General features: G+C 68.0%; 29 protein-coding genes. 15 read left to right on the top strand and 14 right to left on the bottom strand.

Annotation, left to right across the window (positions count from 1 at the left end; genetic code table 11):
* Nucleotides 1–18: 18 nt before the first annotated feature.
* Together GM656_RS11630 and GM656_RS11625 are read left to right on the top strand one after the other, a co-directional pair.
* Nucleotides 19–1,146, top strand: coding sequence for an acyl-CoA dehydrogenase family protein (locus GM656_RS11630; protein ID WP_162413853.1), 1,128 nt, complete (start codon nucleotides 19–21; stop codon nucleotides 1,144–1,146).
* Between the two features lie 42 nt (nucleotides 1,147–1,188).
* The gene (locus GM656_RS11625) at nucleotides 1,189–1,731 is read left to right on the top strand and encodes an HAD family hydrolase (protein ID WP_162413852.1); all 543 of its coding nucleotides are present in this window, start codon (nucleotides 1,189–1,191) and stop codon (nucleotides 1,729–1,731) included.
* On the opposite strand, the gene GM656_RS11620 is transcribed toward GM656_RS11625, so the two are convergent.
* A complete protein-coding gene (locus tag GM656_RS11620) occupies nucleotides 1,710–1,937 on the bottom strand; it encodes a DUF5822 domain-containing protein (protein WP_162413851.1) in 228 nt (75 codons plus the stop codon). The genes GM656_RS11625 and GM656_RS11620 overlap by 22 nt on opposite strands.
* 96 nt (nucleotides 1,938–2,033) lie before the next feature.
* On the opposite strand from GM656_RS11620, the gene panB reads away from it, so the two are divergent.
* Nucleotides 2,034–2,843: a 3-methyl-2-oxobutanoate hydroxymethyltransferase gene (panB, locus tag GM656_RS11615; protein WP_162413850.1), complete on the top strand. Its 810-nt coding sequence runs from the start codon at nucleotides 2,034–2,036 to the stop codon at nucleotides 2,841–2,843.
* 4 nt (nucleotides 2,844–2,847) lie between these two features.
* On the opposite strand, the gene coxB is transcribed toward panB, so the two are convergent.
* Nucleotides 2,848–3,609, bottom strand: a complete 762-nt coding sequence (gene coxB / locus GM656_RS11610; protein WP_162413849.1) for a cytochrome c oxidase subunit II — start codon at nucleotides 3,607–3,609, stop codon at nucleotides 2,848–2,850.
* Between the two features lie 175 nt (nucleotides 3,610–3,784).
* Here coxB and GM656_RS11605 point away from each other — a divergent pair, with 175 nt between their 5' ends.
* Entirely contained in the window at nucleotides 3,785–6,070 is a 2,286-nt protein-coding gene (locus GM656_RS11605; RefSeq protein WP_162413848.1) for a DUF6789 family protein, read from the top strand.
* A complete protein-coding gene (locus GM656_RS11600) occupies nucleotides 6,067–6,591 on the top strand; it encodes a hypothetical protein (RefSeq protein ID WP_162413847.1) in 525 nt (174 codons plus the stop codon). The genes GM656_RS11605 and GM656_RS11600 overlap by 4 nt, the downstream gene beginning before the upstream one ends.
* A 7-nt stretch (nucleotides 6,592–6,598) precedes the next feature.
* On the opposite strand, the gene GM656_RS11595 is transcribed toward GM656_RS11600, so the two are convergent.
* On the bottom strand, nucleotides 6,599–7,414 hold the full coding sequence (locus GM656_RS11595; RefSeq protein ID WP_162413846.1) for a cytochrome c oxidase subunit 3: 816 nt from the start codon (nucleotides 7,412–7,414) through the stop codon (nucleotides 6,599–6,601).
* A 100-nt stretch (nucleotides 7,415–7,514) separates the two neighbouring features.
* Here GM656_RS11595 and bioB point away from each other — a divergent pair, with 100 nt between their 5' ends.
* From bioB to bioD, 4 genes are read left to right on the top strand one after another with little or no spacing between them, the layout of a single operon-like run.
* Nucleotides 7,515–8,636, top strand: coding sequence for a biotin synthase BioB (gene bioB, locus GM656_RS11590; RefSeq protein WP_162413845.1), 1,122 nt, complete (start codon nucleotides 7,515–7,517; stop codon nucleotides 8,634–8,636).
* Nucleotide 8,637: 1 nt separating this feature from the next.
* The gene (locus tag GM656_RS11585) at nucleotides 8,638–9,789 is read left to right on the top strand and encodes a transcriptional regulator (protein ID WP_162413844.1); all 1,152 of its coding nucleotides are present in this window, start codon (nucleotides 8,638–8,640) and stop codon (nucleotides 9,787–9,789) included.
* A gap of 21 nt (nucleotides 9,790–9,810) precedes the next feature.
* The gene (locus GM656_RS11580; RefSeq protein WP_162413843.1) at nucleotides 9,811–11,022 is read left to right on the top strand and encodes an aminotransferase class I/II-fold pyridoxal phosphate-dependent enzyme; all 1,212 of its coding nucleotides are present in this window, start codon (nucleotides 9,811–9,813) and stop codon (nucleotides 11,020–11,022) included.
* Complete coding sequence (gene bioD / locus GM656_RS11575) at nucleotides 11,019–11,738, top strand: dethiobiotin synthase (protein WP_162413842.1); 720 nt, start codon at nucleotides 11,019–11,021, stop codon at nucleotides 11,736–11,738. The genes GM656_RS11580 and bioD overlap by 4 nt, the downstream gene beginning before the upstream one ends.
* A 209-nt stretch (nucleotides 11,739–11,947) precedes the next feature.
* Here bioD and GM656_RS11570 read toward each other — a convergent pair whose 3' ends face one another.
* Together GM656_RS11570 and acs are read right to left on the bottom strand one after the other, a co-directional pair.
* Nucleotides 11,948–13,024, bottom strand: a complete 1,077-nt coding sequence (locus GM656_RS11570; protein WP_162413841.1) for a phosphotransacetylase family protein — start codon at nucleotides 13,022–13,024, stop codon at nucleotides 11,948–11,950.
* Nucleotides 13,021–15,126 (bottom strand): acetate--CoA ligase alpha subunit, encoded by a 2,106-nt coding sequence (acs, locus tag GM656_RS11565; RefSeq protein WP_162413840.1) that lies wholly within the window; start codon nucleotides 15,124–15,126, stop codon nucleotides 13,021–13,023. The genes GM656_RS11570 and acs overlap by 4 nt, the downstream gene beginning before the upstream one ends.
* A 131-nt stretch (nucleotides 15,127–15,257) precedes the next feature.
* Between acs and GM656_RS11560 the strand changes: the two genes are divergently transcribed.
* Both GM656_RS11560 and dpsA read left to right on the top strand, forming a co-directional pair.
* On the top strand, nucleotides 15,258–15,641 hold the full coding sequence (locus tag GM656_RS11560; protein WP_162413839.1) for a hypothetical protein: 384 nt from the start codon (nucleotides 15,258–15,260) through the stop codon (nucleotides 15,639–15,641).
* Nucleotides 15,642–15,832: 191 nt separating this feature from the next.
* Nucleotides 15,833–16,369 carry a DNA starvation/stationary phase protection protein DpsA gene (gene dpsA, locus GM656_RS11555; protein WP_162413838.1) on the top strand — a complete coding sequence of 179 codons (537 nt, stop codon included), beginning with the start codon at nucleotides 15,833–15,835 and terminating at the stop codon, nucleotides 16,367–16,369.
* A 195-nt stretch (nucleotides 16,370–16,564) separates the two neighbouring features.
* Here dpsA and GM656_RS19130 read toward each other — a convergent pair whose 3' ends face one another.
* A complete protein-coding gene (locus GM656_RS19130; RefSeq protein ID WP_174242976.1) occupies nucleotides 16,565–16,717 on the bottom strand; it encodes a hypothetical protein in 153 nt (50 codons plus the stop codon).
* 95 nt (nucleotides 16,718–16,812) lie between these two features.
* On the opposite strand from GM656_RS19130, the gene GM656_RS11550 reads away from it, so the two are divergent.
* The 3 genes from GM656_RS11550 to GM656_RS11540 all read left to right on the top strand — a co-directional run bounded on the left by GM656_RS11550 (nucleotide 16,813) and on the right by GM656_RS11540 (nucleotide 18,465).
* Nucleotides 16,813–17,397, top strand: a complete 585-nt coding sequence (locus tag GM656_RS11550; protein WP_162413837.1) for a DUF7547 family protein — start codon at nucleotides 16,813–16,815, stop codon at nucleotides 17,395–17,397.
* A 76-nt stretch (nucleotides 17,398–17,473) separates the two neighbouring features.
* On the top strand, nucleotides 17,474–17,950 hold the full coding sequence (locus tag GM656_RS11545) for an HTH domain-containing protein (RefSeq protein WP_162413836.1): 477 nt from the start codon (nucleotides 17,474–17,476) through the stop codon (nucleotides 17,948–17,950).
* Between the two features lie 71 nt (nucleotides 17,951–18,021).
* Nucleotides 18,022–18,465, top strand: coding sequence for an HTH domain-containing protein (locus GM656_RS11540; protein ID WP_162413835.1), 444 nt, complete (start codon nucleotides 18,022–18,024; stop codon nucleotides 18,463–18,465).
* Nucleotides 18,466–18,480: 15 nt separating this feature from the next.
* Here GM656_RS11540 and GM656_RS11535 read toward each other — a convergent pair whose 3' ends face one another.
* From GM656_RS11535 to GM656_RS11510, 6 genes are all read right to left on the bottom strand, one after another.
* Entirely contained in the window at nucleotides 18,481–18,861 is a 381-nt protein-coding gene (locus tag GM656_RS11535; protein WP_162413834.1) for a Zn-ribbon domain-containing OB-fold protein, read from the bottom strand.
* Entirely contained in the window at nucleotides 18,858–20,009 is a 1,152-nt protein-coding gene (locus GM656_RS11530) for a thiolase family protein (RefSeq protein WP_162413833.1), read from the bottom strand. Before GM656_RS11530 ends, GM656_RS11535 begins: the two co-directional genes overlap by 4 nt.
* A gap of 64 nt (nucleotides 20,010–20,073) precedes the next feature.
* A complete protein-coding gene (locus GM656_RS11525) occupies nucleotides 20,074–20,898 on the bottom strand; it encodes a DUF7551 domain-containing protein (protein ID WP_162413832.1) in 825 nt (274 codons plus the stop codon).
* A 2-nt stretch (nucleotides 20,899–20,900) separates the two neighbouring features.
* Nucleotides 20,901–21,734 (bottom strand): ABC transporter ATP-binding protein, encoded by an 834-nt coding sequence (locus tag GM656_RS11520; RefSeq protein ID WP_162413831.1) that lies wholly within the window; start codon nucleotides 21,732–21,734, stop codon nucleotides 20,901–20,903.
* Nucleotides 21,734–23,035: a FecCD family ABC transporter permease gene (locus GM656_RS11515; RefSeq protein ID WP_162413830.1), complete on the bottom strand. Its 1,302-nt coding sequence runs from the start codon at nucleotides 23,033–23,035 to the stop codon at nucleotides 21,734–21,736. The genes GM656_RS11520 and GM656_RS11515 overlap by 1 nt, the downstream gene beginning before the upstream one ends.
* A 9-nt stretch (nucleotides 23,036–23,044) precedes the next feature.
* Nucleotides 23,045–24,229: an ABC transporter substrate-binding protein gene (locus tag GM656_RS11510; RefSeq protein WP_162413829.1), complete on the bottom strand. Its 1,185-nt coding sequence runs from the start codon at nucleotides 24,227–24,229 to the stop codon at nucleotides 23,045–23,047.
* A 139-nt stretch (nucleotides 24,230–24,368) separates the two neighbouring features.
* On the opposite strand from GM656_RS11510, the gene GM656_RS11505 reads away from it, so the two are divergent.
* Nucleotides 24,369–24,551, top strand: coding sequence for a DUF7836 family putative zinc-binding protein (locus GM656_RS11505; protein ID WP_162413828.1), 183 nt, complete (start codon nucleotides 24,369–24,371; stop codon nucleotides 24,549–24,551).
* 2 nt (nucleotides 24,552–24,553) lie between these two features.
* Here the strand turns inward: GM656_RS11505 and GM656_RS11500 are convergent, their stop codons facing one another.
* Together GM656_RS11500 and GM656_RS11495 are read right to left on the bottom strand one after the other, a co-directional pair.
* A complete protein-coding gene (locus GM656_RS11500; protein ID WP_241692757.1) occupies nucleotides 24,554–24,874 on the bottom strand; it encodes a hypothetical protein in 321 nt (106 codons plus the stop codon).
* Between the two features lies 1 nt (nucleotide 24,875).
* Nucleotides 24,876–26,456 (bottom strand): acyl-CoA carboxylase subunit beta, encoded by a 1,581-nt coding sequence (locus GM656_RS11495; protein WP_162413827.1) that lies wholly within the window; start codon nucleotides 26,454–26,456, stop codon nucleotides 24,876–24,878.
* Nucleotide 26,457 lies beyond the last annotated feature (1 nt).

Here is a 26,457-nt window from a genome sequence, read left to right as displayed (position 1 = left end):
TCCGCCCGTAGCGGCCGTATGGACCTCTCCGCCGAGCAGCGGGCGATCCGCGAGACCGTCCGGGAGTACGCCGTCGAGGACATCCAGCCGAGAGCGGCCGCAGCAGACCGCGAGCAGTCCTTTCCCGAGGACGTGTGGGACGGGCTCGCCGAAATCGGCGTCACCGGGCTGACGACGCCGGCGGCCTACGGCGGCTTCGACGCGGACGAGACGACCTACGCGCTGGTCAACGAGGAGCTGGCCTACGGCTCGCTGGCGGTGGCGACGGCGCTATCGGTCCACTGTCTCGCCACCTCGTGTATCGCCGAGTTCGGTTCGGAGACCGTTCGAGAGGAGTGGCTGCCCGAGATGGTCGACGGCCGGCCGGTCGGCGCGTTCGCGCTCTCGGAGCCACAGGCCGGGTCGAATCCGCGCGGAATGACGACGACGGCGCGACGCGACGGGGACGCGTACGTCGTCGACGGCGAGAAGCAGTGGATCACCAACGGCGAGCGCTCGGGCGTCGTCGTGGTCTTCGCGAAGACCGATCCCGACGACGCAGACTCGATCACGCAGTTCCTCGTGCCGAAGGACGCCGACGGACTGACCGTCGGGAAGAAAGAGGAGAAGCTGGGGCTGCGGGCGAGCGACACGACGGCGCTGCAGTTCGACGGCGTCCGGGTGCCCGAGCGCTACCGGCTGACCGCGGAGGGCGAGGGGCTGGCCGCGGCGCTGTCGGTGCTCACCACCGGGCGCGTCGCCATCGCCGCACAGGCGGTCGGGCTCGCGCAGTCGGCGCTGGACGAGGCGGTCGAATACGCCCAGGAGCGCGAGCAGTTCGACCGGCCGATCAGCGAGTTCCAGGCCATCCGGCACAAGCTCGCAGACATGGCGACGCGGGTGCAGGCGTCACGGCTACTGACGTGGGAGGCCGCGCGGACGCTTGAACGGGGCGACGACGCCCGGGCGGCGGCGAGCATGGCGAAGTACTTCGCGAGCGAGAGCGCGGTCGACGTGAGCAACGAGGCGATACAGATCCACGGCGGCTACGGCTACACGACCGACTATCCGGTCGAGCGCCTCTACCGCGACGCGAAGGTGACCACCATCTACGAGGGGACGACGGAGATTCAGCAGAACATCGTCGCGGACGACCTGCTGGAGTAGCGGGACGAAGCGGTTTTGCGGTCGTCGACCCTACGTTCAAGCGTGACACACGACGCCGTCATCTACGATCTGGACGGGACGCTCGTCCGACTCGCCGTCGACTGGGACGCCGTCGCCGCCGACGTGTCGAGCGTCCTCCGCGAGCGTGACGTGAACCCCGACGGGCGGGGGCTGTGGGACATGCTGCAGCTCTCCGACGAGACCGGGCACCGCGACGCGGTGGAGGCGGCGATAACCGACTACGAGCGCGACGGCGCGCGCGCCTCCGAAGTCCTGCCGCTCGCCGAGGGGCTGCCCCACGGCGTCCCGGTCGGCGTCTGTTCGCTCAACGCAGAGGTGGCCTGTCGCCTCGCGCTGTCGGTCCACGACATCGACGACCACGTCGGCCCCGTCGTCGGTCGCGACTCGGTCGGGTCGTCGAAGCCCGACCCCGAAGGGTTGCTGGTCGCTGCGGACGAGATGGGCGTCGCCCCGGCGGACGCGGTGTTCGTCGGCGACTCCGAGAGCGACCGGACGGCCGCACGGCGGGCGGACATGGACTTCGCGTGGGCGAGCGAGTTCGATCAGCGCCGGTACCGCGCGTAGAGGTACGCGCAGACGGCCGTCACGAACCAGACGAGCGCGCCGACGCGAACCGCGAACAGCGCCCGCGCGGTCCACGTCTGGAGCGAAACGCCGACCGAGGCGAGGACGACGATGGGCGATCCGACGAGGATCGTCGTCACGAACGTCGTTTGCATGACCCACCCGAAGTCGACGCCGTCCGGGTTCGTTTTCTCGACTGCTGGCACGTCTCCGACTACTTCGACCCCCGGCAAGCCCCTTGCGGTTTCGCGCCCGGGTCGGGAACCCGAACAGGTAAGAGGCCGGCGCGCCCCCGCACGGACATGCCAACGGTCCGGGACCTGCAGGCGATGGCCGGCGAGGAGCCGATCACGATGTTGACGGCCTACGACGCCGTCACCGCGAGTATCGTCGACGACGCGGGAATCGACGTCATCCTCGTCGGCGACAGCATGGGTAACGCCGTCCTCGGCTACGAGGACACCCTCCCAGTGACGCTCGACGAGGTGGCCTCACGCGTCGGGGCCGTCGCGCGCGGCGCTGACGACGCGCTGGTCGTCGCCGACATGCCCTTTCTCTCGTTCGGTGCCGACGAGGCCGAGAGCGTGGAGAACTGCGGCCGGATGCTCAAAGAGGAGGGGGCCAACGCCGTCAAGCTCGAATCGGGACCCCACACCGTCGACCTGACCGAGCGACTCGCCGACCTCGGGATTCCGACGATGGCCCACCTCGGTCTCACGCCACAGAGCGTCAATCAGACCGGCTACACGAGGCAGGCGACCGACCGCGAGGAGGCGGAAGAAATCATCTCCCTCGCGCGCGAGCACGAGGCCGCTGGCGCGTTCGCGCTCGTCCTCGAACACATCCCGGCGAACCTCGCCGAGCAGGTGACCGAGGCCGTCGACATCCCGACCATCGGCATCGGGGCCGGCGGCGACTGCGACGGGCAGGTGCTCGTCTTCACCGACGTGGTGGGGCTGTCAGAGCGCAGTCCGCCCTTCGCGGAACAGTTCGGTGACGTGCGAGGCGAAATCGAGGGCGCGGTCGGCGACTACGTCGATGCAGTGGCGGACGGCGACTTCCCCGGTGAGGAACACAGCCACACCGCGGACGAACTCGACGACCTCTACTGACCGCTCACCGGGCCGTCGCGATCCGGCTCTCGGTCGTCGCGGTTCGATTCTCCGCCGTTGCGGTCTGATTCTCGACCCACGCGTCGTACGCGGTCTGGTTCTTCACGACGACGGTGGCGTTCATCCTGCTGTGGCCCGACCCACACAGCTCCGCGCAGTACAGTCGGTACTCGCCGGGTTCGGTCGCGTGCGTCCGCGCGGTCAGCGTCCGGCCGGGGAAGATGTCCTGCTTGACGCCGAGGTCGGGGATGTAGATGGCGTGTATCACGTCGGCCGATCGGAGCCGGAACGTGACGTTCCGGTTCGCCGGGATCACGAGTCGCTCCTCCGTCGTCACGTTCGCCTCGGGATAGGAGAACTCCCAGCCCCACTGGTAGGCCAGCACGTCGACCTCGTGGTCGTCGGCGAAGGCGTCGCCCGGCGTCGAGGCCTGGGCCGCGGCGGGCGTGATGTAGGGATTCGCCATGACGACGAACGCGGAGATGCCGACGAAGACGAGGATCGCGCCCGTCGCTGCCGTCCAGGTGATCTCGAGCGCGGGGTCGTCGACGGTCGGGCTCGGGTCGTCGTTGTCGCGGAAGCGGTAGATGGCGTAGACCAGCGTCAGTTCGACGAACAGCGCGAGCGGCAGTGCGACGTACAGCAACTGTGCGTTCAGTTCGTCGATGGCGGCCCGGTTAACCGACTGGGCGGCGGCGGGGGCGGCGAGCGCCGAGAGACCGACAGCGAGGAGACACAGGCGGACCAGGCTCCGTCGGAGACGCATTGGCGTGTAGTTCCAAGCGCGCTGTCAAATAACTTGGCCAGGCGGCGGCGGGCCGGCCGGAGCCACGCCCGGTCTCGGTTTCCCGCGTGGTTTTATACTCGTGCGCCTGTCAGGTTCCGGTAATGTGTCGCGTGACTGGAACGGTACCTGACTCATCGCTGGAGCGGCCCCAGACATGCTGAACCGGGCCGCAGTCGAGGGAACGGCGCTCGCGCTCCTCGCGCTGTCGATGGCGTTCGTGTGGGTCCGACACCGCAGGGCGGCGCGGCCCGAGAGCGACGGGGGCTACACCACCCGCGAGGAGGTCCGCTACGAGATCGGACGGATCCAGTCGGCGGCGTACCGCTGGCTGACGACGACGAATCACCGCGACATCGGCCTGCTGTACATCGCGTTCGGGACCGTCGCGGCGCTGTGGGGCGGCATGGACGCGATGATGCTCCGGACGGAGCTGCTGACGCCGCCCGCGGACATCTGGACGCCGGAGACCTACAACGCGCTCTTTACGACGCACGGCCTGACGATGCTGATTTTCTTCGTCCTGCCCGTGTTCTTCGGCATCGGGAACTACGTCTTGCCGCTGCTCATCGGGGCCGACGACATGGCGTTCCCGCGGGTCAACGCCGTCGGCTTCTGGCTGTTGCCGCCCGCGCTGGTGCTCGTCCGGATGGGGCTGTTGATCCAGGTGACGGGCCAGCTACTCAATCTGTTCCTGCCCGAGGAGACGATTCGCTTCTTCCTGACCGTCCGCGAGGTGAGCGTCGGGTGGACGCTGTACGCGCCGCTGTCGGTCCAGCAGCCGAACCCGCAGATCGACCTGCTGTTGCTCGGCCTGCACCTCTCCGGTATCGCCACGACCGTCGGCGCGATCAACTTCATCGCGACCGTCGCCTACGAGCGCGACGACGACGTGACCTGGGCGAACCTCGACATCTTCTCGTGGAACATGCTCGTCACCAGCGGGCTCGCGCTGTTCGCGTTCCCGCTGCTCGGGAGCGCGCTCGTGATGCTCCTGTTAGACCGGAACCTCGGGACGACCTTCTTCGCCACGCAGGGGGGCGGGCCGATCCTCTGGCAACACCTGTTCTGGTTCTGGGGACACCCGGAGGTGTACATCCTCTTCCTCCCGGCCACCGGGCTGATGAGCACTATCCTGCCGAAGTTCGTCGGCCGGAAACTGTTCGGCTACCAGTTCATCGTCTACTCGACGCTCGGACTGGGGGTCCTCTCGTTCGGCGTCTGGGCCCACCACATGTTCACGACGAGCGCGGACCCGCGGATCAAGCTCTCGTTCATGGCCGTCTCCATCGCCATCGCCGTCCCGAGCGCGATCAAGATCTTCAACTGGATCACGACGATGTGGGACGGCGATATCCGGCTCTCGGCCCCGTTCATCCTCTGTGCCGGCGGCATCTCGACGTTCATCATCGGCGGCGTCACCGGCGTGTTCCTCGCCGTCATCCCCATCGACATCCTGTACCACGGGACCTACTACGTCGTCGGCCACTTCCACCTCATCGTCGTCGGCATCATCCCGTTCCTGATGATCGCGGCGAGCTACTACTGGTACCCGCTCATCACCGGCCGGTGGTACGACACGCGGCTGGCGAAGTTCCAGTCGCTGCTCATCGTCTTCGGCTCGTTCGTGACGTTCATGACGCTGCTGGTCATCGGCGGGCTGGGGCTGCCGCGCCGGCAGGCCATCTACCCGCCGGAGTACCAGCTCGCCCAGCAGATCGCGACCGTCGGCGGCTACGTCATCGGGCTGAGCGCGCTGCTGTGGCTGTACAACATGCTCGCCTCCTACTGGCAGGGGACGCCGGTGTCGACGACCGACCCGTGGGGTCTCAAGCGCACCGGGCAGTTCACCCGCGAGTGGCAGTGGTTCGAGAAGCGGATGATCGAGCGCTACGACATGGAGCCGAGCGAACCGGAGACGCGGCGGCGCTCGTACGCACCCGAGGGCGAGCCGACCGGGCTGGCCGGCGGCGTCGGGACCGTCGCACAGACCGTCTCGCGGAACGCCTGGATGGCGGCCGTGGGCGGGTTCGTCGGGACGGTGCTGATGAGCGGCGGCCTCCTCACGGCGATCCTCATCGGCGTCCTCGACCCCGCCTCGTTCGGCGAGATCTCCGAGCTGGTCGGGCTGGGCGCGAACCAGACCGTCGGCGCGGTCCTGTTCCTCGTCGGCGGGACCGTCACGTGGCCGCTGATCTTCCTGGCCTTCTCCGAGTACCTGCCCGGTCGCCTGCTGTTCGAGACCGGACTGGTGTTCGCGACCATCATCTCCAGCGGGTTCGCCATCGCCTTCTACACCGGCCAGAGCGGGCTCGCCTTCGTGGGCTATCTCACCTTCGTCCTCGTCTCGCACTGGGCGTACGGGCTCGGACTGACGGTGACGTTCCAGTTCCTCAAGTCCGACGAGGCGTTCCGGTCCGACGGAGGGATGTTCCGTCGATGAGCTCTGGGTCGCAGTCGACGGTCTTCCAGTACGTCGCGCCGTTCGTCGGCGTGTTGCTCATCGCCGTCGGCATCGCCGGCGCGGTCCCCGGCGGCTACGCCATCCTCGAACCGGACCTGGAGAACTGCGGCAATCCGACCATCGGCGTCGAGTCGCCGGAGATGACGGCCGAGCGCTTCGGCGGCGAGACGCCGCGACCCCGCGTCGCCCGGCTCGCGTTCGAAGACCTCTCCGACGCCGAGCAGACCGCGTTCCGCGAGGCGCTCGACGACGCCGTCGGCGAGGCGCAGGTCGTCGGCGACGTGCCCAACGCCGACGCGTTCCGCCGCGGGGCGCTCGTTTCCTACGAGGGCGAGGACCACTACGTGACTATCGTCGCCGAGAACACCTGCTTCCAGGCCGCGCCGCTGCAGTTCCCGCTCGGCGTGTTCGCCATCGCGCTGGGCGTTCTCGGCATCCTGACGCCGCCGCTGTACCGGCGGCTGATACGGCTCGAACAGCGGGCGAGGCGGTCCGAGTGAACGCCCGCTAGAGTGCCGCGCCGACGTACAGCACGACGACGAGGAAGACCCAGACGAGGTCAACGAAGTGCCAGTACAGCGCGGTCGTCTGGATGGCCGCGTCGCGGCCAGGTTCGTAGTGTCCTCGCAGCGCTCGTGCGAACGCGATTCCGAGCAGCACGACGCCGAGCGAGACGTGCAGGCCGTGCAGGCCGGTCAGGCCGAAGAAGGCGCTCGCGAACACGCCCGATGAGAGCGTGAACCCCTCGCCGACGACGAACTCGTAGTACTCCAGCACCTGCCCGCCGAGGAAGACGACGCCGAGCAGGAGCGTCGCCCCGAGCAGGCCGAGAAAGCGCCGCCTGTTGCCGTGTTCGAGCGCCTCGTGACCGTAGTGGAGCGTGACGCTGCTGGCCAGCAGCAGGGCGGTGTTGACGGCGACGAGCGAGCCGAGCAGGTGCGGGAGATTCGCGGGCGGCCACGCGCCGACGCGGACGAAGGCGTAGTAGACGAACCCGGCGGCGAACGTCGCCACGTCCGAGATCAGAAACAGCACCATTCCGCCGGTGTAGACCTCCGACCCCGGACCGGTGTGGTCCGCGAAGTAGTCCGCGACGAACGCCTCGTTAGCCCAGCCCGCGAGCCCGACGACGAGACCCAGTGCGCCGACGCTCCCGAGGACGAGCGGGACGATGGTGGGAACGAGCGTCAGCCCGACGAACGCGAGGCCGACGCCGAGATACAGCGAGGCGGCCCCGAGCGCCGCGACGAGCGGCCAGCGGCTCCGGTGCTCGTGGCCGTCCTCGCCGGCGTGTTCCGCGGCGACCTCAGTCGTCTCTGCCATGCGAGGGCGTAGCGGCGGATCCGGTAAAACGATACCCCAAGCGGCGGCCCGCGGTCGGGTCACCCGAATCTTTATCCCACCGTCAACCGACACTGGAAGTGTGGTTTACGAGACGGGCAACCGAACGGTAGACGAGGCCGTCGCTCGCGTGCTGGACGGGGACCGCCTCGACCGCCGGGACGGACTGGCGCTCATCGCACAGCCGGTCGACGCGCTCGCGGCCGGGGCCGACTACGTCCGCACGCGCCTCGGCGACGACACCGTCGACGCGTGTTCCATCGTAAACGCGAAGGCCGGCAACTGCGCGGAGGACTGCGGGTTCTGCGCCCAGTCGGTCCACTTCGACACCGGCATCGAGAACTACGGCTTTCTCGGCCCGGAGACGATACTGGAAGCCGCACAGCGCGCCGAGCGCGACGGCGCACAGCGCTTCGGCATCGTCGTCGCCGAGAAGGGCGTCTCGAAGGAGCACCGCCCCGAGGAGTGGGAAGAGGTCCTCGAAGCCATCCGCCTCGTGCGCGACGAGACGGACGTGGAAGTCGACGCCAGCCTCGGCATCCTCACGGAGGAGGAGGCCGCCATCCTGGCCGACGAGGGGCTGAACCACTACAATCACAACATCGAGACCTCGCCGCGGTACTTCCCGGAGGTCGTCCAGACCCACACCTTCGAGAAGCGGGTCCAGACGCTTCGGGTGGCCAAGGAGGCCGGTATGGACCTCTGTGCCGGCGTCATCCTCGGGATGGGCGAGTCGCCGACCGACAGGGTCGACGCGGCGATGGCCCTCCAAGAGATCGGCATTTCCTCGCTCCCGGTCAACATCCTGAACCCGGTGGCGGGGACGCCGATGGCCGAACAGGGGCTTCCCGATATCACGACCGAGGAGGTCGTCCAGACCATCGCGGTGTACCGACTGCTCCACCCGGAGGCCCGCGTGCGCCTGACGGGCGGCCGCGAGGTCAACCTCGACACCGACGGACAGGTGGCCGCGCTGGAGGCCGGCGCGGACGGTATGCTCACCGGCGACTACCTCACGACGGAGGGCCAGTCGGCGGCCGACGACCTCGAAATCGTCGAGCAGGCCGGACTGGAGCCCAACACCGAGGCCAACGACTTCGACCCCGAGGCGGTCAAGGAGCGCGCGAGCGACGACGCACAGACTGAAACCGAGACGGCGGCGGGAACGGCACAGAGCAACGCGGAACTCAAATCCGACGACTGACATGGACGACATACGCTTTGCAGTGCTTGGCACCGGTGGTATCGGACGGCGGACGCTCGAGGTCTCACAGCACAAGGACGGTCTCACGGCGGTCGCAGCGTGCGACCGCAACGGCGTGGCCGTCGACCACGACGGCCTGGACGTGGACGAACTGCTGGACGCGACGGAGGGCAACATCGCGAGCGGGCCGCAGGGCGGCCCGGGACAGTCGAGCGGCGACGAGCCGCGAGACAGCGGCCCCGACGAGGCGTCCGGTTCGACGCCCGCGACGCCAACGGACGACTACGCCTCCGACGGCGGTGCGGCCGCGGTCGAGGGTGGCGGCGTCAAACAACACGGCGACCAGTCCGGCATCGTCGCCAGCGAACAGGGCGAACCCACGGAGACGCCCATCGACGACATCATCGCCGAAAGCGACGCCGTCGACGCCGTCCTCCTGGCGCTCCCGAACCTCGAACACGACTTCATCCCGCGCGTGGCCGAGCGCTTCGCCGAGGCCGACTACGAGGGCGTGATGATCGACGTGCTCAAACGCTCGCGCGTCATCGGCATGCTCGACGACCGCGAGGGCCTGCTGCGAGAGTCCGGCATCACGTTCGTCTGCGGGGCGGGCGCGACGCCGGGCTTCCTGACCGGCGCGGCCGCGCTGGCCGCCCAGTCGTTCGTCGAGGTCGAGGCGGTCGAGATCTGGTGGGGCGTCGGCCTCAAATCCGGCTACGAAGACAACCGCGGGACCGTCCGCGAGGACATCGCCCACCTCGACGGCTACGACATCGAGACGGCCCGCGAGATGAGCGAAGACGAAATCGAGGCGCTCATCGACGAGCACGACGGCGTCCTGGAGTTCCACGACATGGAGCACGCCGACGACGTGCTGCTGGAGCGCGCGGGCATCTGCGACGCCGAGGACGTGCACGTCGGCGGCGTCCTCGACGTGCGCTCCGACGAGAAGCCCACCACCACGACGGTCAGCGTGACCGGGACGACCTTCGACGGCGAGACGGGGACGAACACCTTCGAACTGGACGACGCGACCAGCATGGAGGCGAACGTCAACGGCCCGGCGCTGGGGTACCTGAAGGCCGGCGTTCGAAACAACCGCGCGGGCCACTACGGCGTGTTCGGCCCCGCCGACCTCATGCCCGGGTTCTGAGCCGACGCGGAATCGCACTTCATGACCCACGGATTCGACCTCGACGGGAGACTCGACCAGCGCGAGGAGCGCGGCCTCCGCCGTCATCTGGACGTGGCGGAGTCCGTCGCGGCGCGAACGCGGTTCGCCGACGACCCGAAGGGGGACCCGGCGGACTTCGGCGAGGAGGCCGTCGTCTTCGCGTCGAACAACTACCTCGGCCTCGCCGACGACGGCCGCGTCCAGCAGGTGTCCGAACTCGCCGCGCGGACCGTCGGGACCGGCGCGGGGGCCTCACGGCTGGTCACCGGCGACACGCACGTCCACCGGGCGCTCGAACGCGACCTCGCCGACTGCAAGGGCGCGGAGCGAGCGCTCGCCTTCTCGTCGGGCTACGCGGCCAACGTCGGAACCATCGACGCGCTCGCGCCGGACGTGGTGTTCTCGGACGAACTGAACCACGCCTCGATCATCGACGGCTGTCGCGTGGGCGCGGCCGAGACGGTCGTCTACGACCACTGCGACGCCGACGACCTGCGCGCGGAGATGCGGGCGCGAGCGGACGGCGGTACCGACGAGGGGGACGGCGAGCGGTGGCTCGTCGTCACGGACTCCGTGTTCTCGATGGACGGCGACGTCGCCCCGCTGTCGGCCGTCTGCGACGCCGCCGACGAGTTCGGCGCGTGGGTGATGGTCGACGAGGCCCACGCGACGGGCCTGTTCGGCGACGACGGCGGCGGCGTCGTCCAGCGCGAGGGACTGAGCGACCGCGTCGACGTGCAACTGGGAACGCTCTCGAAGGCGCTGGCGAGCCAGGGCGGCTACGTCGCCGGCGACGAGGCGCTCGTTGAGTACCTGCTGAACGCCGCGCGGTCGTTCGTCTTCTCGACCGGACTGTCGCCGCCAAACGCCGCAGCGGCCAGCGAAGCGCTGCGGATCGCACGCGAGACCGACCGCGCCGACGACCTCTGGGACACCGTCGCGACGCTGCGCGACGGCCTGGAGGGAATGGGCTACGAGGTCCTCGGCGAGACGCACATCCTCCCGGTGCTGGTCGGCGACCGCGGCGACGCCGTCGAACTGGCCGACCGGCTCGAAGCCCGCGGCGTCGTCGCCCCGGCAATTCGGCCGCCGACGGTCCCGGAGGGAACGTCTCGAATCCGCGTCGCGCCGATGGCGACCCACACCGCCGACGACGTCGCGCGGTGTCTGGACGCGTTCAGGGAGGCCGGTGAGGAGGTGGGCGCGCTGTGAGTGGCGACGCTAGCGGACCGAACGCGCCCGTCGAGCACTCGGTCGGCGACGGCGTCTTCGTCGTCGGGACCGACACCGGCGTCGGCAAGACCGTGGTGACGGCGGGCCTGACCGGCTGGCTCCGCGAGCGCGGCCGGGACGCCGTCGCGGTGAAGCCCTGCCAGACCGGCCACCCACCGGACGACGACGCGGGTGTCGTCGCGTCGGTCTGTGGCACCGACGACGCCGCGGTCTGTCTGCGCCGCCTGGAACCCCCGCTCGCGCCGGCGGTCGCAGCGACGGAGACCGGGGAGCCCCTCGCCTACGACGACATCCGCGGCGGCGTCACCGATACCGTCGACGCCTGCGAGACAGCCGTCGTCGAGGGAATCGGCGGCCTGCGCGTCCCGCTCGCGGACGGAAAAGAAGTGCTAGACCTCGTGGCGGACGCGGCGCTCCCGGCGCTCGTGGTCGCCCGGTCTGACCTGGGAACGCTGAACCACACGGCGCTGACCGTCCGGGCGCTACGCGACCGCGGCGTTCCGGTGGTCGGCGTCGTCTGTAACCAGTACGAGGGAGCGACGACCGCCGAGCGGACGAACCCGGGCGTCATCGAACGGATGACCGACTGCCCGGTGTGGACCGTCCCGCCGCTAGACACGACGTCTGGCGAGCGAGTCGTCGACGGAATTCGTGAGAATCTGCCGGCGTCACTGCTGGGCGGGACTGCCGAGTAAGCGGAACCGCCGCGACGAATACGGTCGTCTGAAGGGGATAGGACGGGGGGATTCCCCCCGAACGTGTGACACTACGGAGCCGTGAGGCTCCATGTTCTACTAAAACGCCGATAACTAAAATACCAGGGCACGTTTCATCTGGAGATTTCGGGTAATTCGGCGAAGCCGTGACGGTAGGAGGCGACTACCTCGCAACCGAAACAGAGGATCTATAGCTCGACAGACAGGAGGTCCGACACGTCGACGCCGTCGTCGAGTAGTTCCCGCATACGGTCGATCGTGGCCTCGTTCCGGGTGCGACCGGTCCGAAGCACCTCCTCGACCCGGTCGATCGTCGTCCGGGTATCGGACTGCACTGACAGAATGGGGACGTTCCGTTCGGCCGCGCGCCCGACGACGGCGCTCGCGGGCTGGAACCCGCCCGTGAGGAGCAAGGCCTTGACGCCGGAGGCCTCGAGCGCCGCGGTCTGGACCTCCGAGCGGTCGCCGCCGGTCACGACGACGGCGTCGCGCGTCCGTCGGAAGCGGTCGAGCGCGCTGCTCCCGCTCATCGCGCCCACGCTGAACCGCTCGATGTGTACGTCCGTGTCGGCCTCGCCCGTGAGAACGTCTGCGCCGAGACTCCGGGCGAGGTCGTCGACGGTGACGCCGGCGAGCGACCGGTCCCGCGGCAGGATGCCGTGGACGGGCACGCCCTCTCCTTCGAGGAACGGGACCACGTCGTCGGCGAGTTCGTCGACCGTCGCGTCGGTGATACCGTTGAACAGGACGCCGGCCAGTCGGTCGCCGAGCGACCGCGCGGCCGCCAGAATCTCGTCCGTGTCGCTCGCCGTGGCGTAGTCCGAGACCAGCAGCACGCGAGCGTCGAGCAGTTCCGCGATGTCGGCGTCGGTGAGGTCGACGATACTCCCGGTCGAGAGGCTGTCGCTCCCCTCGACGAGCAGCAGGTCGGTCCCCTCCGCACAGACAGCCGCGCTGTCGGTGACGCGCTCGCGGAGCCCGTCGGGGTCTTCACGGCCGCGGATGGCCTCCTGAATGAACGTCGGGGAGTAGACGATGGGTTCCATCTCGTGGATCTCCGTCTCGAGGTCCAGGAGCTCGCGGGCGAGCATCGGGTCCTGGTCCCGGGTCTTCCCGACGGCGCTCTGGAGGCGCGTCCCCTTCGGTTTCATGTAGCCCACGTCGTGGCCCGCCTCGCGTGCGCGAGCGGCCAGCGCGAGCGTGATCGCCGTTTTGCCGATACCTTCCTCCGTCGACGTGACGAGTAGCGTGTTCGTGTCGGTCATAGTTCCTCCTGGTCGAGGGTGAGCCGCAGGTCGACCGCCTGGACCCCGTCGGGCGTCGCGACGAGGGGGTTGATGTCGAGTTCGACGATGGCCGGGAAGTCGGTGACGAGCTGGGAGAGTCGCTGGACGGTCTCGACGAGGGCGGCCTCGTCGACCGGGTCTCTGCCCCTGGCCCCGCGCAGCAGCGGCGCGGAGTCGATGTCGTCGAGCATCCCGCTGGCTTCGGACTCGCTCACCGGGGCGACTCTGACAGTCGTGTCTTCGAGCACCTCGACGAAAATACCACCGAGGCCGAACAGCACCAGCGGGCCGAACTGCGGGTCCCGGTTCACGCCGAGGATCGTCTCGACGCCGCTGTCGAGGTCGATCATCTCCTGGACCTGCACGCCCAGTATCGTCGCGTCCCGCTGGTAGTTGCGCGCCCTGACGACGAGGTCCTCGTAGGTGTCGCGAACGTCGTCGACGGAGACGCCGACCTCGACGCCGCCGATGTCGGACTTGTGGAGGATGTCCGGGCTGACGATCTTCATCACCACGTCGCCGCCGATGTCCTCCGCGACCGCCTCCGCTTCGGTGGGCGAGGAGACCACGGACCCCCGCGGCGTCGGGATCCCGTAGGCGTCGAGGAGATCCATCGCCTCGACGCCGAGCCGGTTCGAGTCGCGCCGTGCGGCGGATTCGAGAATCTCGCGGGCCCGCTCGCGGTCCACGTCGAAGGTTTTCGGCTCCTCGTAGGTCGTCGACCTGATCTCGCGGTAGCGCCGGAGTGCGTCGAGACTCCCGACGGCGCGGGCCGGGTCGAAGTAGTTCGGGATGCCGGCCTCGCCGAGGACCGCCGCGCCCGCGCCGACCGACTTCCCGCCCATCAGCGTCGCCGCGACGGGCGTCTCGAAGCGCTCTTGGGCCGCCGCCACGCGCTCGGCGAGGTCCTCGAAGGAGAGCACCGCGGTCGGACAGGCGACGACGGCGGCCATCGAGACGTTGTCGTCGGCCAGCACGATCTCCAGCGCGCGCTCGAAGCGCTCGGCCGGCGCGTCACCGATGATGTCGACGGGGTTGTAGATGTTGGCCTCGTCGGGCATCTCCTCGCGGAGGCGCTCGAAGGTCTCGTCGCCGAACTCCGCGAGCGAGAGGTCCGAGTCGCCGACCGCGTCGGTCGTCATCACCCCCGGACCGCCGGCGTTCGTGACGATGGCGATCTCGTCGCCGTCGGGGAGGGGCTGGCCCGAGAGGATCTGCGCGTAGTCGAACAGCTCCTGGACGGACTCGACGCGGAGCGTCCCGGCCTTGTCCAGGCCCGCCTCGTAGGCACGTTCCGATCCCGCCATCGCGCCCGTGTGGGAGGCCGCCGCGCTCGCGCCCGCGTCCGTGCGACCGGACTTGACGAGGACGATCGGCGTCTCCCGTGTCACTTCGCGGGCGGTCTCGACGAACTTCGTCCCGTCGTTGATGTCTTCGAGGTACCCCAGTATCACGTCCGTCTCGGGGTCCTCGCCCCACTCGGCGACGAAGTCGCCTTCGTCGAGCACCGCCTTGTTGCCCAGTGAGACGATGTCCTTGAAGCCCACGTCGCGCTCGGCGGCCCAGTCGAGGACGGCCGTGATGAACGCCCCCGACTGGCTCATGAAGGAGATGCCGCCCTCACTCGCCATCTCGTTGCCGAACGTGGCGTTGAGCCCGACCGGCGTCGACATCACGCCCAGGCTGTTCGGCCCGACGAGGTTCAGGTCGTACTCGCGCGCGACCTCACGGAGCCGCCGCTCGCGCTCGGCCCCGTCGCTGCCGGTCTCGCCGAACCCGGCAGTAATCACCACGACGTTCTCGATACCCGCCTCGCCGGCGTCCGCGATCACGTCGACCGCCACCGTCGGCGGCACGACGACCACGGCCACGTCGATCGTCGCCGGTTCGTCGACGGTAGCGAAGCCGTCGTAACACGTCAGTCCCAACACCGTGTCCTTGTTCGGATTGATCGCCACGATCTCGCCCGTGAACGAGTCGAGCAAGTTCGCGGTGACCGCGCGACCGACGGATCCCTCCGAATCGGTCGCACCGACCACTGCGACACGCTCCGGCGCGAACAGCGTCGATAGTCGTCCCATGCCTCTGTTCGGTGCTTACATCGGCCTCCGAATATAGCTGGTGGGGGCTCTCAGACCCCGAGAATATCGGTGATTGATTGCGTACGACTCGGGCGCGCCGTTTTAGTCCGCGCGCGTCGTAACCGTCGCCGATGACCGATTCAGACCTCCTCGCTGCCTTCGACGACGACGTGATACGCGCCGTCGCCGACGCGAACGACGCCGAAGAACAGCGACTCCGTGACGCGCTGGAAGCCCACCAGCGGACGATGCGCGAGAACCCGGGCGTCGAAGACCTCGTCTACGAGTGGCGAAAGCGGTTCGACGACGCCGTGCTCCACCGAACGCCCGAGACGTTCTACGTGGCAGTCAGAGAGGGCGTCTGGAGAGAGTACGGCGACCATCTCGAACTGGACGACCGACTCCTGGGAGCGCTCGTCGCCGTCCACCAGGAGCAGGTCCTCCGGGCCGACGCCGTCGAGAGCGACGACATCGACGCGGACGCAGTGGCCGTCGTCGTCTCGCGGCCCGCGTAGTCGCGACGCATTGCTATGCAGGGTGCAGCGAGACGCCGTCTCAGCGCGTTCTTGACGTTACTGCCGACCGCGTGGTGAGTTCATCCTACGAGAAGATCCAGTGCCATCTGAGAATATGTTTTTCGCATTCCCAAAAACAAATTTTCACAAAACAATCTTTAAGTGATACCCGTGTGTACGTCAAGACGACCATGGAAGAAACTCAAGAGCACGTCCGCCGAGAGTTCGGGACCGTCGAAGAGAACGAGCTCCGCCTCGACGTCGAGAAGTCCGAGCAGGTAATCAACGCGCTGAACCAGGACCTCGCAGACACGTACGTCCTGTACCATCAGCTCAAGAAGCACCACTGGAACGTCGAGGGCGCGGAGTTCCGCGACCTCCACCTGTTCCTCGGCGACGCCGCGGAGCACGCCGAGGAGGCGGCCGACGAACTCGCAGAGCGCGCACAGGCCCTCGGCGGGACGCCGGTCTCCAGCGGCAAGGCGCTGCAGGAACACGCGTCGATCGAACCCGAGGACGAAGACGTCTACGACATCCGCACGTCGCTCCAGCACGACCTCGAACTGTACGGCGACATCATCGAGTCGCTTCGAGACCACATCGAGTTGACGGAGAACCTCGGTGACCACGCGAGTGCACAGATCCTCCGTGAGATCATCGTCGAGGTCGAAGAAGACGCGCACCACGTCGAGCACTACCTCGAAGACGACACGCTGGTCCTCGACTGAGCGCGGCGTCGGCGAACGGACCCGGACGAACCCCGCTTTCGAACCACGAGCCTCCGTCTCGCCGGTTCGTTATCGTACCACTCTCGTCGATGTCGTGACTCGACGAGCGGCTTCATTTTTCCAGTCGGCAGGAGCGCTAGCGGCGCGTGGAAAAACGGTAGAGTGAGGAGGACCTGAACCGCAGCCAGAGTGACCCTATCTGCGAAGGTCGATGGTGAGATCAGTCGCGATCCACCCGTCACGGTTCCCGTCTTCGGTGAACACGGTTCGGTCAGCGCCACTGTCCAGCGCAGAGACGACCGGACGGTCGTCGTCGGTGTCCGCGACATCGTCCGTCTGTGTTGGCATTACTCGACTTAGGTAGGCCTAAAGTAAAAAGGATTTTGGTTGACCTAGACACCGGCCGGCGCGCCCTTTAGTACCCGAGGGCGTTACCTACGCGTATGAGTTCCGACGACGACCTCACCGCCCTGGTAACGGATCTCGTCACGACGCTCCAGGACCTCGAAACGGAGATCGAGCCGACGACGGAGTCGGGGCTGCCGCGACCGCCGACGCCGCGAGAACTGCTCCGCTTTACGAGCGACGTGACGATCCCCGCGATCATCCTCGTCCTCAAGACCAACGTCGAGGCGCTGAAGCTGCTCCGGCGGGCGTTGCGTATGGCCGAAGGACGACCCACCGCGTCCGGATCGGCGTCCGGCGAGGTCCGCCAGCGCGCGACGAGGCTGAGCCGGGCGACGCTCGCCCGCTTGGACGACGCGCTCACGGACCTCCAGCGCGCGGTCGAGGGCACACCGGAGGACGAAGAGGCGCGCGAACTGCTCGACGAGGCCCAGGAGCTACGGGCGGAACTGGCCGAGCGGCTGGCAGATGCGCCCGAGACGGACGATGCCGGGGCAGACGCGGCGGCAACTGACGTACCCGTCGACGTGGACGCCGAACTGCAGTCGATCAAGGAGGACGTCGACGGTGAGGAGGGCGGCAACGCGGGCGAGGAGAGCGGGGACGGAACCGACGAGTCGTGACCGATCCGCCGCCCGAATAAACGTCCGACAACAACCATAATGTTTTATTATTTTGGAAGTGGTGGTATGGGTACTCATGACACTGACAAGCGCGCAAGGGGAGCGCCGCGCCAGGCTGTTCGTCCGGTCAGACCTTCCGACACCGTCGCGAAAGCGGTGTACGGCCATCGAGTGCGAGGTCGAGTCGCTCGTGTGCCAGGGAGTGATCGACGGCGTCGAGACCGTCGAGTGGCGAAAGCGGGTGCCGCTGCGGGGTGACAACCGCGGCGAGCGGGAGCTGTACAACGCGTTCGCCGCGTGGGCGCGCGAGGCGGATGTCGCGCTCGCACCGTTTTTCGACACCCGACTCTGCTACAGCACGTCGACCGGCGAGCGCCGTCGGGAACTCGTCCTGCCGGTCGTCTGCCTCGCCCTCTACGATGACGGTGCCCTCGTGCGTGTCGCGCCGTTCGCCGACGGCGGCCGAACGGAGTCAGTCGAGGAGTGCATCGCCGCGCTCGCCGACAGCGACGGACTGTCCCGCCTTGAGGCGACCACGGCGTCTACCGCCTGAGTCGGTCCGAACCCACCGATACGGCTATCCCCTCGTCCGACGTATCTCTATCCGATGTAGGTGACACAAGTATGACTGCCGAGCGTCGCGTCGTCGCGTTCCTCAGAGCGCCCGTGGCGACCGAGACCCAGAAGCGACAGGAGACCGTGCTGGCCCGGATCGAGGCCCTGAAAGAGTCGGGCGCGATCGATGGGGTCGCGGTCAGACACTGGAAGCGCCTCGCCGAACTCAAGGCCGAAGATTCGGTGCTCCCGTCGCTCGCAGAGATGGACGCGTGGGCCGCCGCCCGGGGCGTCACGCTCGAACCGGCATTCGACCGCCACGAGCGGCGGAGCGGCTACACCGGCGTCCGCGACGAGGTCGTGACGCTCCCAGTGGTGTGTGTCACGGTGCTCGACGGCGACGAACTCGTCGGCGTGTATCCCCACGTCTGTCCCGGCGGCTACCGGACCGTCGCCGACTGCCTCGACGAGCTCGAATCGGAGCCGACGGCCCTCGGTTCGGCGGAAGGCTGAGCGCAGTTAACCTGCTTACACCGGTTCCCAGCGGTAGCCGTCCCAGTCCTGGCTCTCGGGGACCTTGATGCCGATCTCGGGGTCGCGAAGTTCCTCGGCGTAGACGGGCTCGACCGCGTCGCCGGTCTCGATCTCGTCGGTCGTCGCCTGTCCGAGCGCGCGAACGAACTCGTCGGTCGCGCCCGATACGTCGGTGATGTCGAACTCGACGATGGCCAGCGTGTTGGGCTGGCGGACGCCCGGCGGCGTCGCCGTCGACGTCGTCCAGGTGACGACCTCGCCGGTGCGGTCGGCGAGGTCCAGCGTCTCCTCTTGGGGTTCGCCACAGTCCGGACAGCGCGGGTGGGTGGGATACGAGACGTGACCGTTCGGACAGATGCCTGCTTCGAGCGTCATTCTGCGGCCTCCATGATGGTCGTGATAACGCAGTTCCCGAATCCGCCGACGTTACACGCCAGCGCCGTGTCGGCCGCGACCTGGCGCGGGCCGGCCTCGCCGACGAGCTGTTCGTAGATCTCGACGCCCTGGGCGACGCCGCTGGCCCCCAGCGGGTGCCCTTTGGACTTGAGTCCGCCCGAGGTATTGATCGGTAGATCGCCGTCCTTCTCGGTCGCGCCCTCCATCGCCAGCTCCCAGGCGGTGCCCTGGTCGGCGACGCCGATGCCCTCCAGCTGGAGGAACTCGAGAATCGTGAACATGTCGTGCAGTTCCGCCACGTCGAGGTCGTCGGGGCTGAGCCCGGCCATCTCGTAGGCTTCCTTGCTCGACTCGACGACCCCGCCCATGACCGTCGGGTCGTCGCGTTCGTGGACGACGTGGGTGTCCGTCGCCCCGCCGATGCCGGAGACCACTGCGTACTCGTCGGTGAGCTCGGCCGCGCGCTCCTCGGTGGTAAACATGAGCGCGGCGCTCCCGTCCGTGATCGGACAGAAGTCGTACAGCCGAAGCGGGTCGGCGATGATCGGGGACTCCAGCGCTTTCTCCACCGAGATCTCCTTCTGGAACTGCGCGTGGGGGTTGTCGACGCCGTTCTTGTGATTCTTGACCGCCACGCGGGCTAACGACTCTCGCGGGGCATCGAACCGTTCGAGATAGTGGCGAGCGGTCAGCCCCGCGAACGACGGCAGGGTCACCCCGTGTTTGTACTCGTCCGGGTGCGTGATGGAGGCGATGACGTCGGTCGCCTCGCCGGTCGATTTGTGGGTCATCTTCTCGCCGCCGACGAGCAGCGTCATCTCGCTAGCCCCGCTAGCGACCGACTGCCAGGCCTCGTAGATCCCGGCCCCGCCCGACGAGGACGTCTGGTCGACCCGCTCGCTGTAGGCCGGCAGGACGCCCAGGTCGTGGGCCAAGAGATTCATGATCCCGGTCTGACCCTCGAACTCGCCGCTGGCCATGTTCGAGACGTACAGGTGCTCTACCTCCTTGGGTGCGACACCGGCGTCCGCGAGACACTCCTCGCCCGCCTGCGAGAGCAATTCGCGGATCCAGGCGTCGCGTTGCCCGAATTTCGTCATCGACGCACCGATTACAGCGACTCCCATGTGCGGAGACTCTCGGGGCGGTCGTGTATTCGTTACGGTCCGACCGATACCAGAACGAGAATTTTCAAACGGCAGTAACGACCGAAAGTCCGTCCGCCGGCCGGTCGCCGGCGACGGACACGAGGAGTCGCCATCCGTCGTCGGTCCGCTCGGCCTCGGCCACCTGGGGCGTGACGCTCGTCCACCGGAGGAGTTCGACGACGAGCGGCAACACCGGACAGCGCGACGGTGACAGCGACGGCCGGTAGTTGGTCAGCGTGACGTAGCGGGGCCGACGACCGGGACCGTCGGCGGCCGGTTCGACGGCCGTCTCGTCGAGCAGTCCCGCCGATTCGAGCGCGTCGAGTGCGTCTCGCAGCGGGTCGGGTCCGGGGGACTTCTTCGGGAGCTGGCCGGCCGCGTCGAGAAGCGTATCGGCCTGCTCCGCGGGGTCGAGGTGCGTGTCGAGCGCCGTCGCCATGCTCTCCAACATCGCCAGACAGAGTCGTTCGCGGTTCTCCGTCTCCTCGGCGGCCGAGAGATAGCTGTCCATGACGGCCCGCTCGACGGCGCGGTGGCGACCCGACAGCACCTCGAACAGCGCGCCGGCGATGGTGTGACAGTACTCCGGAAGCGACGGGGAGGCGGTCGAGACGGCGCTGGTCCCGAAGGCCCCCTCACAGACGATCAGGTCGTGGACCGGCAGTCGCGGATCGTACCGGCGGAGTGCACTGCGGTAGGCCGTCGCGACGCTCGCGGCCTCGGCGGCCGTCTCCCGATCCGGGAACTGCATCCCGGAGACGGGGAGCGGCGGCGTCCCGGTCCGGGCACTGACGACGCGATACGGACCGACGGCGACGCTGAGTTCCGACAGGCGGGCGCGGATATCCGCGAGAGTGCGTCCGACCATGGTTACAGTGACCGCTTCGGGACGATCTCCGGGTCCGGCGTGTACCGAACCGCCGCGTCCACGTCGAAGACGTCTTCGAGCAGTTCCTCGGTCACCACGTTAGTCGGCGGCCCCCAGTCGTACACCGACCCGTCGTCGAGCGCGATGAGGTTGTCGGCGAAGCGAGCCGCCTGCGCGATGTCGTGGAGGACGATGGCGATGGTGACGTCGCGCTCCTCGTTGAGGCGGCGCACGGTCTCCATCACCCGGAGCTGGTGGTGCAAGTCGAGGAACGTAGTCGGTTCGTCGAGCAGGAGTACGTCCGTCTCCTGAGCGAGGACCATCGCGATGAACACGAGCTGTTTCTGCCCACCCGAAAGGTTGCCCACGCTCTTCTCCCGGAGGTGGTCGATGCCGGCCAGGTCGATTGCGCGTTCGACGGCTCGTTCGTCGGCGTCGTCGACGCTCTCGAAGAACCCACGATAGGGATAGCGGCCGTGATAGACCAGGTCCTCCACGCTGACGCTGTCCGGCGCGGTGTTCTCCTGTGAGAGGTGGCCCAGTTCGCGGGCCAGTTCTTTCTGGCCGAAGGACTCGATGTTCCGATCGTTGAGCCGTATCTCGCCAGCGTCGGGTCGGTGCTGACGGGCCAGCGCTTTCACCAGCGTGCTCTTGCCGCTCCCGTTGGGACCGACCAGCGCCGTGACCTCGCCTTCTGGCACGTCGACCCGGTCGACTGTGACGACCGGTTCTTCGAGCGTCGGATACCCGATCTCCAGGTCGGTGCCGACGAGGGCGCTGTCAGTGGCTGCGTCGGAGGGCTGTGCGTCTTCGTTGTGGGTGTCCTGTGTTTGCATCAGAGATCACCGAGGTGTTTGCGTCGCCGCATCAGGTACAGGAAGTACGGGCCGCCGACCAGCCCGGTGACGATGCCGACTGGCAGTTGTGTGTCGCTGACGACGGGACCGCCCGCGAGCCACGCAAGCCCGAGCATCCCCGCGCCGACGACGAGCGCGACCCCGGCCGGGCGGGTGTATTCGGCTTCGTAGCGCGCCCGGACGGCCGTCGAGCCGACGAGGCCGCCGATGCCGAGGACCAGTCCGGCCACGAGGATGACCACGCCGGCGGCGACGGCGACGACCGATGGGCCGAGTCGCGCGCCCACGTCTGCGGCGGTCACCAGCGCCGGCCCGACGAACAGCGAACCGGCGATGATCCGCCGGTAGTCGCTGCCGACCACGGTCCTGACGACGTGGGGGACGATGAGACCGACGAACGAGACGATGCCGGCCACCGCGATGGCGGAACTGGTCGCGACGATGGCGACCGCCGAGAGCCCGAAGCGGGCCCACTCGACTTTCATCCCCAGCGACTTGGCCGTGCTCTCTCCCAGCACGAGGACGTTCAGGTGGCGCGCGCCGATGGCGGCGACGAAGATGGAGACGACGCTCCAGGGGGCGACGAGGCGAACCTGCTCCCAGTCGGTCCCGGTGAGCGAGCCGGTGATCCAGGCCAGCGCGGACTGGACGACGCCGATGTCGTCGACGAAGAAGAACAGGCCCCGCTGGAGCGACCACGCGACCATGCCGACGACGACGCCGGCGAGGACGAGTCTGACCGGGCTGGTCCCGCCGTTCCAGGCGATGGCGTACACGACGATGAAGGCGAGCGCGCCGCCGACCGCGGCCATCAGCGGGACGAGGTGGGTGAGTCCGCTGAAGAAGACGAACGTCACCAGCACGCCCAGCCCCGAGCCGTGGCTCACCCCGAGGATGTACGGGCTCGCGAGTTCGTTCCGGGTGACCGCCTGGAACACCGCGCCGGCGACGGCGAGGTTCATCCCGACGAACGCCCCGACGATGACGCGCGGCACGCGGATGTTCCAGACGATGAGCGCGCGCCGGTTCATCTCCGGAAGGGCGGTCCCGAGCAGGAACGCCCGCCAGGCGTCGCCGTTGAACAGGACCGCCGGGTTCGTGACGGCGCTCCACGCCTCCGGGAGCGTCATCGAATACGCGCCGAAGCTGACCTGGATGAGTCCCCCCAGCACGGTCACGGCGATGCTGACGCAGATGAGCCCGACGAGCGTGGCGTCGATCCAGCCCGTCGTCCCCCTCGCGGTCCCGCTCTCGCCGGTGGTACGTGTTTCCCCAGCCATCGGCGCCCCCTACGCGTCCCCGGCGACGATGTCGGCCACGCGCTGGCGGTCGAACAGGTCGTCCTCGACACCGTAGACCTGCGAGGCGGCCCGCTCGGTCACGACCAGGTTCGTGATCGGTCCCTGGTACAGCGGCCCGCCGCGGTGGACGTTCCCGTTCTCGACGGCCGTCAGCTGGCTGGCGACCGAGTGGTCTTCGAGGAAGGCGACGAGCGTGTCCTCGAACTCGGCGCGCGTCTGGTTCTCGTGGCCGCGCATCATGAGGTACTCGGGGTCGATCTCCAGCAACGTCTCGAAGTCGACCTGTCCGCGGTCGGAGTGGAAGTCCCGAACGTCGGTCTCGGCGAAGGCGTCCCGGACCTCCAGGTCGCGCCACTGCTTGAAGCTCGTCCCGGACTCGATGAGGTACGGCGAGAACTTCTCGGGCTCGTTGCCGGCCGCCCACATGATCGCCACCCGCGGTCGCTCCGAACTGGATCCGGGGACGACGTCCCCAACGGCCGTCTGGAACTCCTCGTGGAGCGACTGGAACGCCTCGAACCGCTCGGTGCGCTGGAACGCCTGCGAGAGCTTCTCGAAGGCCTCGTACAGCGAGTAGTACGTGTAGTCGTGCCAGGTGTAGCCCGTCGAGAAGATGCTGTTGCCGAAGAAGGGCGCGACCTGGTTCTCGATCTCGTCGACGTCCGCCTGCTTCCAGCTCCCCCGGTTGACGAGGAAGTTCGGGTCGATGACGTGGACGTCGGCGTCGAGTTCGTAGAACTGCTCCTTGCCGACGCCGCCCTCGCCCCAGAGCTGCTTGATCGAACTCCCGTCGACGCTCACGCCGGGGATGTCGTCGTAGTACTGCGTGTGATAGCGCGACGGGAGCCAGACGCCCTTCGGCGGTTCGAGGCCCAGCGCGATGCCCATGTCGGCCCAGCTGCCGTTGTTCGCCACCCACGTCTCGGGGACCGAATCGAACGTCACGTCGCCGACCGGTTCCATCGAGACGGTGTAGCTCGAACTCGTCGATTCCTCCGTGGCCGTCTCCGCCGCTTCGGTGGCCGTGTCGTCACTCGCGGCAGCGGTCTGCGTCGGTGTCGACGCGTCACTCTCGCTCGTTCCGCCGCTCTCGGCCGTCGAATCGCCCGAACAGCCGGCGAGCGCACCTGACAGACCAACACCGGTCGCAACCACGAACTCACGTCGGTTCATACCGTTTTAGGCTTGCCTAATACGTTTAAAAGTTCCTATTTTTAGAGAACCTGAAGTATCGGCCGGGACGGGGCGTCTCGGTACCGGCCACTGGGAGTCCACACAAAGTATATCCGTCTGTCCTATTTCACGAGCAAGTATGCAGGAGGCTTGGCTCCAACTTCAGTGTCCGGCGTGTAACGAGAGCTGGGAAGAGCGAGTTAACGACCTTTCGGCCCCGGACACGCAGTTCGCGTGTGACGACTGCGGGAGCGAACGGCCGCTCTCGGAGTTCATGCAGACCGCCCGCGACCTCGAAGTCCTCCGGGAGTTCACCGGGTAGGCTCAGTACCGCGCCCGCGCCGCCGCCTTCCACTCCTCGCCGCGCTCGACGTTCGTCGGGCACCGGCGCTTTCCGACGCTCGCGAGCCGGCTCGTCATCTTCCACTGGTCGACGTACTCGACCGTCTCGCGCTGGTTCGCGGCCGCCGCGGCCCGCTGGCGGTCGGTGACGTGCGCGCTGATCGCGGCCGCGATGGCCGCCGCCTCCGATTGCGAGGCGTCGTCAGGCAGTGCCAGCGACAGTTCTTCGAGGGCCCGCGAGCGAGGCGGTTCGGTCGCCCCTTCGGACTCGACTGCCGTCTCGGGTGATTCGAGCGCCGACATCTTACAGCGGGATGTTCCCGTGGTCTTTCGGCGGGCTGTCCTCGCGCTTGCGCTGGAGCAGATCGAGGTCCTGAATGAGCCGTTTGCGGGTGTCTTTCGGTTCGATGACGTCGTCGAGGTAGCCGCGCTTCGCGGGCCCGTACGGGTGGGCGAACTCCTCGCGGAACTCGTCCATCAGCTCCTGGCGCTTCGCGTCCGGGTCGTCGGCCTGCGCGATCTCCTTGCGGTAGAGGATGTTGACCGCGCCGCGCGGACCGAGCACCGCCATCTCCGATCCCGGCCAGGCGTAGTTCACGTCGCTGCCCAGGAACTTCGAAGACATGACGATGTACGCGCCGCCGTAGGCCTTCCGGACGACGACCGACAGCAGCGGGACGGTCGCCTCGGCGTAGGCGTAGATGAGCTTCGCGCCGCGCCGGATGATGCCGTTGTGCTCCTGGTCCGTCCCCGGCATGAACCCGGGCACGTCGACGAACGTCAGGATGGGGATGTTGAAGGAGTCACAGAAGCGGACGAACCGCGCGGCCTTCTCCGCCGCGTCGATGTCGAGCGTCCCCGCGCTCACGCGGGGCTGGTTCGCGACCACGCCGACGGACTGGCCGTCCATGCGCGAGAAGCCGACGACGACGTTGCGGGCCCAGTTGCCGTGGACCTCGAAGAACGAGCCTTCGTCGACGATGCTGTCGATGACCTGCGTCATGTCGTAGGGCTTGCGCGGAGCCGACGGGACGGTGTCGGTCACCTCCGGAACCTCCCGGTCGGGGTCGTCCCACGGCTTGACCCGCGGCGGGTCCTCCATGTTGTTCGCCGGGAGGTACGAGAGGAGCCGGCGGATGTTTTCGAGGGCCTCCTCCTCAGAGGGGTAGGTGAAGTGCGCGACCCCGGACTTCGTCGAGTGCGAACTGGCCCCGCCGAGTTCCTCTTTGGACACCTGCTCGCCGGTGACCGTCTCGATCACGTCCGGCCCGGTGATGAACATGTGGCTCGTGTCCTGGACCATGAACGTGAAGTCCGTCAGCGCCGGGCTGTAGGTCGCACCGCCGGCGCAGGGACCCATGATGGCTGATATCTGCGGGATGAGCCCGCTCGCCTTGGTGTTTCGCTCGAAGATCTTGGCGAAGCCCACCAGCGAGTCGACGCCCTCCTGGATGCGCGCGCCGCCGGAGTCGTTCAGACCGATGACGGGCACGCCGTTCTCGATGGCCTTGTCCATCACCTTGCAGATCTTGTCGGCGACGACCTCGCCGACGGAGCCGCCGAGGACGGTGAAGTCGTGGGCGAAGAGGAACACCTTCCGGCCGTCGACCTCGCCGTAGCCGGTGACCACGGCGTCGCCGGGGAAGCGCTTGTCTTCCATGCCGAAACTCGTCGAGCGGTGTTCGACGAACGGGTCGACCTCGTGGAACGTGCCGTCGTCGACGAGGAAGTCGATGCGTTCCCGGGCGGTCATCTTGCCCTTCTCGTGCTGGGACTCGATGCGGGCCTCACCGCCGCCGAGTTCGGCCTCCTCGCGCTTGCGCCGCAGTTCCTCGACCGCGTCGTCGGGCGCACCCTCGTCTTCGGGTTCTTCTTGCTTGCTCATG

Origin of the sequence: Haloarcula salina (genome assembly GCF_010119195.1) — an archaeon.
GTDB classification, from domain to species: Archaea; Halobacteriota; Halobacteria; order Halobacteriales; family Haloarculaceae; genus Haloarcula; species Haloarcula salina.
The sequence above is the reverse complement of the archived record's forward strand: the minus strand, read 5'-3'. Positions and strand labels throughout refer to the sequence as shown.